At 72.9% G+C, this 12,549-nt stretch carries 13 protein-coding genes; 8 read left to right on the forward strand and 5 right to left on the reverse strand.

Annotated features, from left to right (window positions below; all coding sequences use genetic code 11):
• Nucleotides 1-82 precede the first annotated feature (82 nt).
• Nucleotides 83-595, reverse strand: a complete 513-nt coding sequence (locus tag AB0B33_RS18560; protein WP_360773017.1) for a MarR family transcriptional regulator — start codon at nt 593-595, stop codon at nt 83-85.
• A gap of 56 nt (nt 596-651) precedes the next feature.
• Here AB0B33_RS18560 and AB0B33_RS18565 point away from each other — a divergent pair, with 56 nt between their 5' ends.
• Both AB0B33_RS18565 and AB0B33_RS18570 read left to right on the forward strand, forming a co-directional pair.
• Nucleotides 652-1,851 carry an FAD-dependent monooxygenase gene (locus AB0B33_RS18565; RefSeq protein WP_360773019.1) on the forward strand — a complete coding sequence of 400 codons (1,200 nt, stop codon included), beginning with the start codon at nt 652-654 and terminating at the stop codon, nt 1,849-1,851.
• Nucleotides 1,852-1,894: 43 nt separating this feature from the next.
• Nucleotides 1,895-2,632, forward strand: coding sequence for a GAF and ANTAR domain-containing protein (locus AB0B33_RS18570; protein WP_247024973.1), 738 nt, complete (start codon nt 1,895-1,897; stop codon nt 2,630-2,632).
• Between the two features lie 27 nt (nt 2,633-2,659).
• Here the strand turns inward: AB0B33_RS18570 and AB0B33_RS18575 are convergent, their stop codons facing one another.
• Nucleotides 2,660-3,484, reverse strand: a complete 825-nt coding sequence (locus tag AB0B33_RS18575; RefSeq protein ID WP_360773022.1) for a TIGR03620 family F420-dependent LLM class oxidoreductase — start codon at nt 3,482-3,484, stop codon at nt 2,660-2,662.
• A 74-nt stretch (nt 3,485-3,558) separates the two neighbouring features.
• Here AB0B33_RS18575 and AB0B33_RS18580 point away from each other — a divergent pair, with 74 nt between their 5' ends.
• From AB0B33_RS18580 to AB0B33_RS18600, 5 genes are all read left to right on the forward strand, one after another.
• Nucleotides 3,559-4,431, forward strand: coding sequence for a LysR family transcriptional regulator (locus AB0B33_RS18580; protein WP_360773025.1), 873 nt, complete (start codon nt 3,559-3,561; stop codon nt 4,429-4,431).
• 241 nt (nt 4,432-4,672) lie between these two features.
• Nucleotides 4,673-6,856: a SpoIIE family protein phosphatase gene (locus AB0B33_RS18585; protein ID WP_360773028.1), complete on the forward strand. Its 2,184-nt coding sequence runs from the start codon at nt 4,673-4,675 to the stop codon at nt 6,854-6,856.
• 75 nt (nt 6,857-6,931) lie between these two features.
• On the forward strand, nt 6,932-8,758 hold the full coding sequence (locus AB0B33_RS18590; protein ID WP_360773031.1) for a SpoIIE family protein phosphatase: 1,827 nt from the start codon (nt 6,932-6,934) through the stop codon (nt 8,756-8,758).
• Nucleotides 8,759-8,884: 126 nt separating this feature from the next.
• The gene (locus AB0B33_RS18595) at nt 8,885-9,238 is read left to right on the forward strand and encodes an STAS domain-containing protein (protein WP_360773034.1); all 354 of its coding nucleotides are present in this window, start codon (nt 8,885-8,887) and stop codon (nt 9,236-9,238) included.
• A gap of 110 nt (nt 9,239-9,348) precedes the next feature.
• The gene (locus AB0B33_RS18600) at nt 9,349-9,870 is read left to right on the forward strand and encodes an ATP-binding protein (RefSeq protein WP_360773037.1); all 522 of its coding nucleotides are present in this window, start codon (nt 9,349-9,351) and stop codon (nt 9,868-9,870) included.
• Here the strand turns inward: AB0B33_RS18600 and AB0B33_RS18605 are convergent.
• The gene (locus AB0B33_RS18605; RefSeq protein ID WP_360773040.1) at nt 9,787-10,425 is read right to left on the reverse strand and encodes a hypothetical protein; all 639 of its coding nucleotides are present in this window, start codon (nt 10,423-10,425) and stop codon (nt 9,787-9,789) included. The two genes, AB0B33_RS18600 and AB0B33_RS18605, sit on opposite strands and share 84 nt — an antisense overlap.
• A gap of 2 nt (nt 10,426-10,427) precedes the next feature.
• Nucleotides 10,428-11,045, reverse strand: coding sequence for a stage II sporulation protein M (locus tag AB0B33_RS18610; RefSeq protein ID WP_360773043.1), 618 nt, complete (start codon nt 11,043-11,045; stop codon nt 10,428-10,430).
• A 117-nt stretch (nt 11,046-11,162) separates the two neighbouring features.
• Here AB0B33_RS18610 and AB0B33_RS18615 point away from each other — a divergent pair, with 117 nt between their 5' ends.
• Entirely contained in the window at nt 11,163-11,759 is a 597-nt protein-coding gene (locus tag AB0B33_RS18615) for a TetR/AcrR family transcriptional regulator (RefSeq protein ID WP_360773046.1), read from the forward strand.
• Between the two features lie 108 nt (nt 11,760-11,867).
• Here AB0B33_RS18615 and AB0B33_RS18620 read toward each other — a convergent pair whose 3' ends face one another.
• Complete coding sequence (locus AB0B33_RS18620; RefSeq protein WP_360773049.1) at nt 11,868-12,434, reverse strand: hypothetical protein; 567 nt, start codon at nt 12,432-12,434, stop codon at nt 11,868-11,870.
• Nucleotides 12,435-12,549 lie beyond the last annotated feature (115 nt).

Genomic DNA, 12,549 nt, shown 5'->3' on the forward strand with positions numbered 1-12,549 from the left:
CGGCGCGCGCCGCGGGGTTCGCGCCGTGCCCGTCCGGGTATCCGCACGACGTCAAGGCGCGCAGCCACCACCGACGACACGCTCACGATCCTCGCCCACCGCGGGAACCCGCCGGCCGGCCCAGGCGCTGGTTGGCTTCCGCGGCCGCGGCGGTGATCCGGGTCAGGAACCCGATGACCACATCCAGCTCGTTCGGGTCCGCCGCCCGCAGGGTGGCCGCGATCTCGGCCCCGGCGAACGCAAGGAACTCGCGGGCGCGTTCGCGCGCGCCGGCGGACGGCCGCAGGGTGACCCGGCGGCGATCGGCGCTTTCCCGGCTGCGGTGGACGTGACCAGCCGCTTCGAGCCGGTTCAGCAGCACCGTCGTCGCTCCGGTGGTGAGGCCGATCCGCCGGGCCAGCCGCACCGGCGACAGCGGCGCACCCGTCTCCGCGGCCCAGGTGATCTGGCCGAGGGCGTTGGCGTCCGAGCCGGGCAGGTCCAGCCACGTGGCGAAGTGCTGGTTCAGCTCGGTGAAACCGACCACCCAGTCCCGCAGCCCGTGCATCACCGCCACCTGGGCCGGCGCCCACTCGGCGGTCAGCGGATCCGTCATGCGGACTCCTTCACAGCATAGTAGCTTTATTATAAAGCTATCTGGACGGAGCGACGATGAGCACACGACACGCGGTGATCTCCGGGGCGAGCATCGCCGGCCTCTCGGCCGCCTTCTGGCTGCGGCGGACCGGGTGGGACGTGACCGTGCTGGAGCGGGCGGAGGCCTTCCGCGACGGTGGCCAGAACGTCGACGTCCGCGGTGTCGCACGGGAAGTGCTGACGCGGATGGGGCTGACCGAGGCGGTGCGGGCGCAGAACACCACCGAAGCCGGCACGGTCTTCGTCGACGAGCGGGGGCGGGTGCTCGCCGAACTGCCCTCCGGCGGCCCCGACGGCGGCGCGACCGCCGAGCTGGAAATCCTGCGCGGCGACTTCGCCCGGACGATCTTCGAGCACCTGCCCGACGGCGTCGAAGTCGCCTACGGCGAAACGATTTCCGCTGTCGAGGAAGGCGGCGGCGAGGTCACCGTGACGACGGCGGCCGGCCGGAGGCTGCGCGCCGACCTGCTGGTCATCGCCGAGGGCGTGCGGTCCTCGACCCGCGACCGGCTCTTCGGCGACCTCGTCGACCGCCGCGAGCTCGGCGTCACCATGGTGTTCGGCACGATCCCCCGCACGGACGCCGACGACGACCGGTGGCGGTGGTACACCACCGTCGGGGGCCGGCAGGTCCACCTGCGGCCGGACAACCACGGCACCACCCGCGCCATCCTCAGCGCCGCCCGGACGGCGGACCTCGCCCGGCTCGGCCGCGCCGAAGCCCTGCGCCGGGTCCGGCAGCTGTTCGGCGACGTCGGCTGGGAAGCGCCGCGGGTGCTGGACGCCTTCGACTCCGCCGAAGACGTCTACGTCGACGACCTCACCCAGATCCGCATGCCGGCCTGGCACCGCGGCCGCGTCTGCCTGGCCGGCGACGCGGCCTGGTGCGTCACCCCGATGGGCGGGGGCGGCGCGTCGCTCGCGCTCACCAGCGGCTACGTCCTGGCCGCCTGCCTGTCCACCGCCGAACCCGAAGAGGCGCTCGCGGCCTACGAGGACTGGATGCGCCCGCTCGTCGACGACGTCCAGCACCTCCCGCGCTGGATCGTCCCGATCGCCTACCCGCGCACCCGGGCCGGCCTGCGGCTGCGGCGCCTCGGTGACAAGGTGTTCACCTCGCGGCTGTTCGCGCCCGTCGCCGCCAAGTTCACCACCGTCGCCGCCACCGAACGACCGCTGCCACCCCTCGCGGTACCCAGCTCGCCGGGAGAATGACCCGGGACCTCGAGCCCGCCGCCGCGCACAGAAGGAGCACCGCATGGACGAGACACTGCTTGACGAGCGGGACGCCGCCCGGAGAGTGGACGACGTCACCGCCGCGCTGGATCAGCTGGCCGACGCCTTCGCGGAGGAAGAGGACCTGCTGGTGGTCCTGCAGCGGGTGTGCCGGCAGGTCATGCACGCGGTGCCGGACGCGGAGATCGCCAGCATCACGCTGCTGCGCGACGGTTCCCCGTACACGGCGACAGCGACCGGGGACAGCGCACACGTCGTCGATCAGGCGCAGTACGACGCCGGGCGGGGCCCCTGCCTGGAAGCCGCCCGGACCGGCGAGCTCCAGCGGGTCGAGGTGACCGAAGCGGCGCGGCAGTGGCCCGAGTTCGCCGCGGCCGCGGCCGGGTCCGGGATCGTCGCCTACCTCTCCGCCCCGTTGTTCGTCGACCACGAGTACCACGGCTCGCTCAACTTGTACGACACCGGCGGCAACAGCTTCGGCGCGCTGGACGCGGCACTGCTGGACTTGTACACCTCCGCCGCCGAGTCCGCGCTGCGCAGCACCCGGCGGCACCGGACCGCCCACGAGACCATGGGACAGCTGCGCAGCGCACTGACCACCCGCGCGGTGATCGACCAGGCGAAGGGCATTCTCATGGCCCTGCACTGCATCCCGCCGGAAGACGCGTTCGAGCTGCTCGTCAAGGCCTCGCAAGAGCAGAACGTGAAACTGCGCGACGTCGCCCAGGACTTCGTGACTTCCGCCACGCACCGGCAGTGACCCACCGCGGGCGGGCCGCGGCCGCCGCTACCCCCGCTCGGCGCGGCCGATCGCGCGCAGGGTGGCGATCGGATCCGCGCCCAGTGCGTGCAGGCCGACCTGGTTCGCGCCCGCCGCCAGCTCGGCGCGCACGCCCGCCACGACCGCGTCCTCGTCCCCGTGCAGCACCAGCGCGTCGATCAACCGGTCGCTGAAGGGGTCGGTGAGGTCCTCGTCGGTGTACCCGATCCGCCGGAGGTTGCTGGCGTAGTTGGCGATCCCGAGGATGGGCCGCACCCCGGCCCGGCCGGTTTCCCGCGCGCGGTCGACGTCGGTGTCCAGCAGCACGCCGTGGCCGGGCACCACGAGCTTGCCCGGGCCGAGGGCCTCCCGGGCCCGGCGGGTGTGTTCGGGCGTCACCTGCAGCGTGAGGGTGCCCGCGGCGCGTTCGGCCGCCAGCCGGAGCATCCTGGGGCCGAGCGCCGCCAGCAGCACGCGGTCGGCGGGGACGCCGGCCGCGGTCAGGGTGTCCAGGTAGCCCGCGGTCTTCGCGAGCGGGGACGCGTACCCGGCGTCGACTTCCCGGTGGCCGGCGCCGATGCCGACGAGCAGCCGGCCGGGGTGCTTCCCCGCGATCCGGTGGTAGGAGTCCGCGACGGTGCCGGCGTCGGTCTGCCACACGTTGAGCACGCTGGTGCCGACGACGATCCGGCCGGTGGCGTCGAGCAGCCGCTCCGCGGCGAGCAGGTCGGCGGCCGGCGACGCGGCGAGCCAGATCGCGCCGTAGCCGGCTTCCTCCAGCGCGACGGCGTCCGCCGCGGTCGCCTCCGCGGCGGTCAGGTAGGCGCCGAGCGGTCCGAGTTCGATGGTCATGATCACGACTTCAGCACCGGCCGCCGCGGCGAACCAGCCCCAACCGGCACGTGCTGCGATAAGCTCGCCTTATCATGGAACTGCGGGCACTGCGGTACTTCGTCACGGTCGCCGACGAACTGCACTTCGGCCGGGCGGCCGAGCGGCTGCACGTCGCGCAGCCCGCCGTCAGCCAGCAGATCGCCCGGCTGGAGCGCGAGCTCGGGGTCCGGCTGCTCGACCGCTCCCCCCGGCGGGTCCGGCTGACCGCGGCCGGGCAGCGGGTGCTCGAAGCCGCCCGCGGCACGCTGGCCGCCGCCGGCCGGGTGCAGGCGGCGGCGAAGCCGGTCATGACGACCGTCCGGATCGGCACGGCGGCCGGCCTGACCGCGCGCCTGGAACGCGGGATCGACGCCCTCCGCGAGCGGGCGCCGGAGTTCGACGTGGTGCTGGTCGACCTGCCCCTCGAGGCCCGGCTCAACGCGCTCCGGCAGGGTGACCTCGACCTGGCGCTGACCCGGGGCGTGCGGTCCGTGCCCGGGCTCGCGGTGCTGCCGGCCTGGACCGAACGGCTGTTCGCGGTGGTGTCCCGGCGGCACCCGGCCGCCGGCCGGCCCACCGCGGGGCTCGCGGAACTGGCCGGCGACGCGCTGCGCGTCCCCTCCCGCGAGCACGACCCGTCACTGCACGACGTCCTGGTCGACGCGCTGCGCGAGACCGGGCTGTGCCCGAAGGACGGCCGGCCGGCCGGCACCCTCCAGGACACGCTCGTCGAGGTCGGCTCGGATCCCCGCAGCTGGACGGTGCTGCCCGCCGACCAGGTCGCCGAGATCCGCTCGACCCGGGTGCGCGCGCTCCCGCTCGAGCCGGCGATCACGATCCCCGGCAGCGTCGTCGTCGCCCCGGACCAGGTGAGCAGCGGGGCCGAGTGCGCGGTGGCGGCCTTCCGCGACGAAGCGACGGACTGACCTCGACGCGGGGGCGTCAGCCGGGCGCGTCCGCTGGGGCCGGTGCCGAGACGTCCGCCGGCCGCTGAAACTGCGTCGGCGGCCTGCTCGGCGATATGCTTCGCGGGTGGTCACGCAGCCGACCATGTTCGTTCGTCCCACCGAACCGGCTTGAGCAACCAGGCCGGACGCTGTCCCGCTGTCGGTGCGTGGGGTCACGGGGCCCCGGCCGGACGAACCGTGACGGACAGGCGGACCGACGATGACCCAGCCCGGCAGTGCACCGGTGGTCCCCCGCGGGCCCTCCCCTGCCGCCGACGCGGACCTGCAGGCCCTCTTCGGGCAGTCGACGGCGGTGTTCGCGTCGCTGGCCGGCCCGGCCCACGTGCTGGAGGCCGCGAACCCCGCGTTCTCCGCCGCGATCGGCGGTGACCGGGTGCGCACCGGAGTTCCCCTGGGGCAGCTGATGCCGGAACCGGCCGCGCAAGGCCTGCTGGGCCACCTCGACCGGGTGTTCCGGACCGGAACGCCGGTCACCGGCCGCAACACCCGGGTGGTGATCGGCAGCGGCGGCGACGCCCGCGAAGCCTTCTTCGACTTCACCTGTGAGCCCCGGCGCGACGCCGCCGGCAACGTCCTGGGTGTCCAGGTGATCGGCGTCGAGACGACCCAGGTCCGGCACGCCCAGCGGCTGGCCGCCGAGCACCGGCTGCTGCTGGAGCAGATCGCCCGTCAAGCGCCCCTGGAGCGGGTCCTGGACGGCATGGCCCGCACGATCGAGCAACTCGTGCCGGACGTGCTCGTGTCCGTCCTGCTCGCCGACGACGACGGCCGGCGCCTGCGCCACGGCGCCGCGCCCAGCCTGCCCGCCTTCTACAACGACGCCATCGACGGCATCACCACCGGCGACGGCGTCGGCTCCTGCGGGACCGCGGCCCACCGCCGGACCGCGGTGATCGTGACCGACATCGCCACCGACCCGCTGTGGGACGACTTCCGCGACCTCGCCGGCCGGGCCGGCCTCGCCGCGTGCTGGTCCACCCCGATCCTCGGCCGCGACGGCAGGCTGCTGGGGACCTTCGCGATGTACCACCGGAGCCCCCGCGCGCCCAAGGACAGCGACCTCGCCCTGGCCGGGATCTTCACCAGCACCGCCGCCCTCGCCATCGAACGGCACCTGAGCGACCAGGCCAGGCTCGCGGCCGAAGCCAAGGAAGCGGCCGCTCGCGCCGACCTGGCCTTCCTGCTGGAGGCCAGCACCGTCCTCGGCGGCACCTTCGACCACGTCCGGACGCTCGAGCACCTGGCCGCGCTCTGCGTGCCGGCCCTCGCCCCGATGTGCACCGTCGACATCGTCGAAGACGGCCACCTCCGGCGGGTCGCCACCGCCGGGACCGCCGGGGGCCGGCTTCCGCCGCCCGGCGACGACGTGACGGTCACCCGCGTCCTCGCGACCGGGACGACCGAAATCGCGCGCCGCGCCCCGGCCACGCCCGGACCGTGGGACGAACTGGGCGTCACCGGCTACGTCTGCGTCCCGCTGACCGAGCGCGAACGCACGTTCGGCGTGCTGCGCCTGCTCAGCACCGGCGACCGCGAACTCGACGGGCACGCCGTCGCCCTCACCGAAGAGGTCGCCCGCCGGGCGGCATCGGCGGCGCGCAACGCCCGCCAGTACAGCCAGCGTGCCGCCCTCGCCCGCGACTTGCAGGCCGGCCTGCTCATGCCGGATCTGCCCGACGTACCCGGCGTCGACCTCGCCACCGTCTACCACCCCGCCGGGGCGGGGCTGGAGATCGGCGGTGACTTCTACGACGTCTTCCCGCTCGCGGGTGAGGTGTGGGCGTTCATGCTCGGCGACGTCTGCGGCCGCGGCGCCACGGCGGCGACCACGACCGCGCTCGTCCGCCACACCGCGCGGGCCGTCGCGCCGCTGCTGGCCGAGCCCACCGCGATCGTCGCGGCGATCGACCGCGCGCTGGGCAACCGCCCGCACGCGCACGGCACCGACTTCGTCACCCTCGTCTACGGCCACCTCAGACCCACTCCGTCCGGTGTGGACATCACCCTGGTGCGCGCCGGCCACAACTTCCCCGTGCTGCTCACGACCGACCGGCGGGCCCACGAGATCCGGGTCCCCGGCACCCTGCTCGGCGCCTCGGTCGCGGTCCACCACACCGCGTACGAGCTGCACCTGAACCCCGGTGACAGCCTGGTCCTGTACACCGACGGATTCCTCGAGGCCCGCAACGGTGCCCGCGAGGAGTTCGGCGAAGACCGCCTCCTCGAAACCCTCACCGCGGCGCCCGCGCACCCGCGCGCACGGGACGTCATCCGGCGCATCACCGCGGCGGTCACCGCTTTCGCGGGTGACGCCGCCGTCGACGACGACCAGGCCGCGCTCGTTCTCACCGCCGATCCCGGTGGCACCACCGCACCCGCTTGACCGGGACCGCGGTTGGGTATCTGGACGGCGATACGGCCAACGGACGCGGACTTCGACGGTGCGGGTGCTCATGCGATGACCGATGACGACGATGGGAACGCGGCGCTGGCCGATCCCGGCCGGCTGGCGGCGCTGGCCGAAACCGGGCTGGGCGGCGAGCCGGACCCGGCGCTCGACGCGCTGGCCGAACGGGCACGCCGGCGCCTCGGTGCCCCGATCGCGCTGGTCTCCCTGATCACCGACCGGGAACAGGTTTTCCCCGGCCTGGCGGGTCTCGGTGAGCCGTGGGCCCGCACCCGCCGCACGGCCCTCGACTCGTCGTTGTGCCGCCACGAGGTGGTGACCGGTGCTCCGCTGATCATCGAAGACAGCGGCGCCGATCCGCGGTCGCGGGACAACCCGCTGGTCGCGGCCCTCGCGATCGGCGCCTACGCCGGCTTCCCGCTGACCGACACCGCGGGACGCGTCCTCGGCAGCCTGTGCGCCATCGATCACCGGCCTCGCCGGTGGCACGCGGACGAGCTCGTCGTGCTGACCGACCTCGCGCACGCCTGCTCGCTGGAACTGCGCCTGCGCATCGCCACGCGCGACGCCCAACGGGAACGAGCCCGCACCGACACGGCCGAAGCCATGCTGCGCGAGGCGTTCACCCGGTCCCAGCTGCTGCTGACCGCCTCGCAGTCCCTCGCCCACGCCGGAAACATCTCCCAGCTGCGCGAGATCGTCACCGACCTGGTCTCCGGCGACCTGAAACCCGCCTACATCGGGCTCACCCTCGCCGAGGGCGCCGGCGACCTGCACCGCATCGACGACCCCCTGCAGGCGCTCGGGCCCGAATCCGGCGACGAGCTCTCCCACGTCGAGGACGACACCCCCATCGCGCTCACCGCACGGGAAGCGAGGCTGCAGCTCTACACCGATCCGGAAGCGATCGCCGCGGCGTTCCCCGAGACCGCTCAGCGCCGCTACGCCGAACTGCGCCTGTGTTCGATCGCGTGCGTCCCGCTGCCCGGGCCGGCCGGGGTGGCCGGTGTCCTGCTGTTCGGGTGGGACACCGCCCACGAAGTCGACGTCCACGAGCAAGCCGTGATCACGACGCTGGCCGGCTACGTCGGGCAGGCCCTGGAACGCGCCCGCTTCCTCGAAGACCGGGTGACCGTCGCACGAAAGCTGCAGGAGGCGATGCTGACCCGGCTGCCGGAGCCTGCCGGGGTGCGCCTCGCCGCGCGCTACCTCCCCGTCGGCCGGCTGGAGCAGGTCGGCGGCGACTGGTACGACGCCGTCGACCTCACCGGCGCCGGCCACGACGCCCTCGCGCTGGTCGTCGGCGACATCACCGGGCACGACATCCAGGCCACGACGCTGATGGGCCAGGTCCGCAACATGGGCAGGCAAGCGAGCTGGGAGCGACCCGCCGGACCGCCCTCGGCCGTGCTCGCCGCGGTCGAGCAGGCCTGCGCGGCCACCGGAGTCGGGGCGACCGGCACCGTGCTGCAGGCTCACCTGCGCCCCGAAACCGGGGACCGCTGGCTGATGCGCTGGGCGAGCGCCGGGCACCTCCCGCCGATCGTCCGCCACCGCGACGGCACCACGGAGGTCCTGTCGGGGGTGGACATGATGTTCGGCTACCCCGGACTGCGCAAAACCCCGCTCGTCGACCACCAGGTGCGGCTGCGGCCCGGGGACACCGTGCTGCTCTACACCGACGGCCTGGTCGAGCGCCGCCGCACCGACCTGGACGCCGGCATCCAGCGCCTGCGGGAGACCGCCGCCGCGCTGGACCCCACCGACCTGGCGCGGTTCGTCGACGACACCATCCGCCGCATGCTGGGCCGGGGCACACCGCACGACGACGACGTCGTCGTGCTCGCCGCGCACATCCCCGCCGCCGATCGGCGGTGACCGGTCGCGGGAAGTAACGTCGGCCGCACGTGGTGACAAGCCCTTGCCGGGGAGATCGCCATCCCGCACGATTCGCGGCCCGCACACCGCCGGTCACCACATCCCCGGCCCGGAACGAGGTCCTTCGTGACCACCCCGTCCTTTTTCGGTTCGATCACCCAGCGGGCGGGAGCGGTCGTGCTCGCCTTCACCGGCGAACTCGATCTCGCGACCGCCCCCGACGCCCGCACCATCGCCACGCGGGCCCACGACGAAGCCGCCGCGGCACACCGACGGCTCGTGATCGACCTCCGCGCGGTCACCTTCCTGGCCTCGGTCGGCCTGGAGCTGCTGGCCGACCACCGCAGCAGGGCCACCGAGACCGGTGTCGCGATCGCGCTCGTCGCCACCACCCGCGCCGTCACGCGCGTGCTCGACCTGACCGGTCTGAGCGCCCAGTTCACCACCTACGCCGACATCGAACCGGCCGTCGCCGGCTAGGAGCGCCCGGCAGGCCACCGGCGGCGATTGACTTCACCGCGGCCTGGGTATCGCCTGGGTGCGGACGTCTTCAGCAGGGAGGACGGAAGCCCGGAAAGGGATGATCGGTCATGCCCGAAGGAAGCGTCACCGGGGGCGGGACAGCGCCGTGGGCGCTCGATCTCCGCGGCACCACGGCACCGGTCCTGGTCGAGGTCCGCCGCTGGGCCTCCCGCACGCTGGCGCAAGTGGACGATGCGCACCTGGGCGACGTGCTGCTGGTCGCCACCGAGCTGGTGACCAACGCCTACGACCACGGGCAAGGGCCGCTGCAGATCCGCATGAGCCACACCGCGGAGCCGTGCCGGGTGCGGCTCGAAGTCGACGACAGTTCTCCGGACCTGCCCGTCGTGGCGGCACCGTCCCGCGAGCGGCTCGGCGGCCGTGGTCTGCAGATCGTCGACAAGCTCGCGGACACCTGGGGTGTGCTCGCGCACCCGGCGGGCAGCAAGACGGTGTGGGCCGAAGTGTCCTGCGCCGGTCTCGACGCGTCACCCTGCGCCGCGCCGTCATCCGAGCCGGTCGAGGAACCAGCTGTGCCGCAGCCGGAGCGCGCGCTCGATGCTGGCCAGCACCGCGCCGGCGGTGAGTGAGGTGTTGAGCCACACCGGAAGCGCGACCGGTGAGACGAAGGTCCCGAAGCGCTCCGCGACCGGCGGAATCTTGAAAACGACCTCGCCGAGCTGCGGGATCAGCAGCAGCACCGAGATCACCAGCACCGCGACCGACGTGACACCGATGACCCGGCTCAGCACGGGATGAGCGCGGGCGAAGTGCTCCCGCCGCCCTTCGGCCGAGGCGCGATCCGGGACGAGCTGACGTTCACCTCCTTCGTCGCTGACGTAGTGGCAGCGCTTCAGCCCGAACGGCGAATCGGCGACTTCGATCGTGCCGCCCGGAACGGGAAAAGCCACGGGAAGCTTGGATTCGGCGTGATGCCGTCCGTCGAGGTAGAGGTCCGCCGTACCTTTGCCGTCTTCGGAGAAGAACCGGCGGCGATGGCGGACGTCGACGGTGTAGACGTTCCGGCCGAGGTCGATCGAGTACAGCGAGCGTGCGAAGGGTTGCCACCATCGGAACGGCTGCAGTTCCCGTCCGGTACCGGGCTTGATCCGCTTGGCCGCGCGACGCCGGCGCCACTCACCCATGGTCAGACCCCCAGCACGCGGGGAACGAGGAAGTAGATCTCGAAGACCTCGTACGCCGCGCCGACGACGAACAACGCGAGCGCCGGTAGCCAGAGCGAGGCGAGCAGTCGCAAGCCTCGCCGGTATCCCTGCCCGCGCGTGCCGGCATCGACCGTGGCCGGCCGGAGCCAGGACCGGCCGAGCAGGTACGCGCCGAAGACCACAAGCACGTACGCCTGGAACTCGATGAGCAGCGTGAGCGAATGCGGTATCAAGGTCAGCCCGCTCGTCCGGTCGACCGGAGCGAGCGTGATACCGATGTCGATCGCCTTGACCGCGAAGACCGCCAGCCCCGCGAAAGGGACGACCATCGACGGCAGGGTGATCAACAGCAACGCGGTCGGGAACACGTTGACCAGGAAGATGACCACGGCGAACAGCCAGCCGTTGCCGACGACCGCGTTGACGAGCGCCCCCTGCGAACCGTCGGCGAACGACGCGGTCCGCGCGGCGCGCAGGCCCGGGAAGAGCGCGCCCAGCGCCATGCCGAGCAGGAACGCTCCATAGGTCAAGCCGGTGATGAAAAGGTACGCGCGGCGGTCGGCGCGGATGATCCGGAACGGCCTTCGGAGGCGGTCCATGGGATGTCACGTCCACTTCGTTTGTCGAGCTGGAGGCCACTAACACACTGTGTTAGAGAAGGTCGGACGCGACTGTAGCACAGCGTGCTAGTACAGTGTGTTAGAGGAGGTGTGGCCATGACGCAGGAGACCGGCAGCCGGGACAGGATCATCCAGGCGGCACTGGCGATGTTCGCGGAGGATTCGGGAGCGAAGCTCAGCGTCCGGGCGGTGGCGGCACGGGCCGGGGTGAGCACCGGTTCACTCAGGTACCACTTCCCGACCCAGCGGATCCTGCAGGACACCGTCCTCGCCGTCATCTACGACGCGATCATCCCCGGAGACCTGATCCACGACCGGTCCGCGCCGGCCTCGGACCGGCTGCTCGGCTGCCTCCGCCAAGTGCTCACCGCCGCCGGAGTGGGTGACCAAGCCCGAGCGGGCTGGAGTGAGATCTTCAAGACGTTCATCGAGCCCGAACCGACCGACGAAAACCGCGCCGCCTACTTCGCCATCGACCAGGAAGCGCACCGCCGCGTCGAGTACTGGCTGACCGTGCTCGGCGACGAGGGCGCCCTCGCCCCGGGCGACAACGCCCGGCGGGCCCGATACCTCGTGACCGTCCTCAACGGACTCTCGATCGCACGAGCCCTTCCCTCGGGCGAATCGATCCTGACCAACGAGACGGAGATCCTGCAGGACGCCGTCGACCACGTCCTCGACAAGCGCGCCTGACGGGGCCGTTCCCGCGGCGGACGGGGCACCGAAGCGCACCACCTCGCCGACGGGAACGGCCGTCCCGCATGCCGCGGTCACCCCGACCGAGGCACCGCCCGGCACCCGCTAGCCGCGGACCATCGGGTTGCCGTAACCGATGACGAGGCCCGGCGTGAAGGCGGTGACGCCGAAGGTCTTGTTCAGCAGCGCCGCCGCCGGTGCGGTCAGGGCCAGCGTGACGCCGTCGGGCGTCGCCGCGCCGATGGTGAACAGGTCCGCCCGGGTGCGGAAGTCGACCCGGCCGCTCAGCACGCCGCGGTCGAGGTCGATCGTGTAGCTGGTCAGGTACAGGCACTTTCCGCCGGCGCGCAGCAACAGCCCGCCGACGTGCTCGATGGTGCCGTCGGTGGGGTTGCCGACGATCGTGAACCCGAACACGGTCTTGCCGCCGGGGTGGCCGACCCGCGCCAGCACCGGCGAAACGCGCACCCCGAGCGAGGTGAGCGCGCCGGCCGCCGCCGGGTCCAGCGTCAGATCCGTGCGGCCCTTCCCGAAGTGGAATCCGTGACCCTGCCAGGTGTGGTGCGCCGATGCCGAGACCCCGTGCGGCTGAGCCGCCTGGGCCGGGACCGCCGCCGCACCCGTCATGATCGCGGCCGCCGCGATCACCACTCCGAACACGCGAACACGCATGAAGGCTCCTTCTCGATGGTGGACGCTGGGGTTACGCCGGCGAGGCCGGCTTCGGATGCACCCGAAACACGGAAGACCGGGAGCTATGCGCTTCAGGTGCGATGCAAACCCGGCG

This window comes from Amycolatopsis sp. NPDC049159, from assembly GCF_040648295.1.
Lineage (GTDB): Bacteria > Actinomycetota > Actinomycetes > Mycobacteriales > Pseudonocardiaceae > Amycolatopsis > Amycolatopsis pretoriensis_A.

Coding starts and splice junctions, on each gene's coding strand:
- AB0B33_RS18600 (WP_360773037.1), top strand. CDS start 9,349: ATGCCCGAAGGAAGCGTCACCGGGGGCGGGACAGCGCCGTGGGCGCTC.
- AB0B33_RS18580 (WP_360773025.1), top strand. CDS start 3,559: ATGGAACTGCGGGCACTGCGGTACTTCGTCACGGTCGCCGACGAACTG.
- AB0B33_RS18565 (WP_360773019.1), top strand. CDS start 652: ATGAGCACACGACACGCGGTGATCTCCGGGGCGAGCATCGCCGGCCTC.
- AB0B33_RS18570 (WP_247024973.1), top strand. CDS start 1,895: ATGGACGAGACACTGCTTGACGAGCGGGACGCCGCCCGGAGAGTGGAC.
- AB0B33_RS18575 (WP_360773022.1), bottom strand. CDS start 3,484: ATGACCATCGAACTCGGACCGCTCGGCGCCTACCTGACCGCCGCGGAG.
- AB0B33_RS18620 (WP_360773049.1), bottom strand. CDS start 12,434: ATGCGTGTTCGCGTGTTCGGAGTGGTGATCGCGGCGGCCGCGATCATG.
- AB0B33_RS18560 (WP_360773017.1), bottom strand. CDS start 595: ATGACGGATCCGCTGACCGCCGAGTGGGCGCCGGCCCAGGTGGCGGTG.
- AB0B33_RS18590 (WP_360773031.1), top strand. CDS start 6,932: ATGACCGATGACGACGATGGGAACGCGGCGCTGGCCGATCCCGGCCGG.
- AB0B33_RS18585 (WP_360773028.1), top strand. CDS start 4,673: ATGACCCAGCCCGGCAGTGCACCGGTGGTCCCCCGCGGGCCCTCCCCT.
- AB0B33_RS18605 (WP_360773040.1), bottom strand. CDS start 10,425: ATGGGTGAGTGGCGCCGGCGTCGCGCGGCCAAGCGGATCAAGCCCGGT.
- AB0B33_RS18615 (WP_360773046.1), top strand. CDS start 11,163: ATGACGCAGGAGACCGGCAGCCGGGACAGGATCATCCAGGCGGCACTG.
- AB0B33_RS18610 (WP_360773043.1), bottom strand. CDS start 11,045: ATGGACCGCCTCCGAAGGCCGTTCCGGATCATCCGCGCCGACCGCCGC.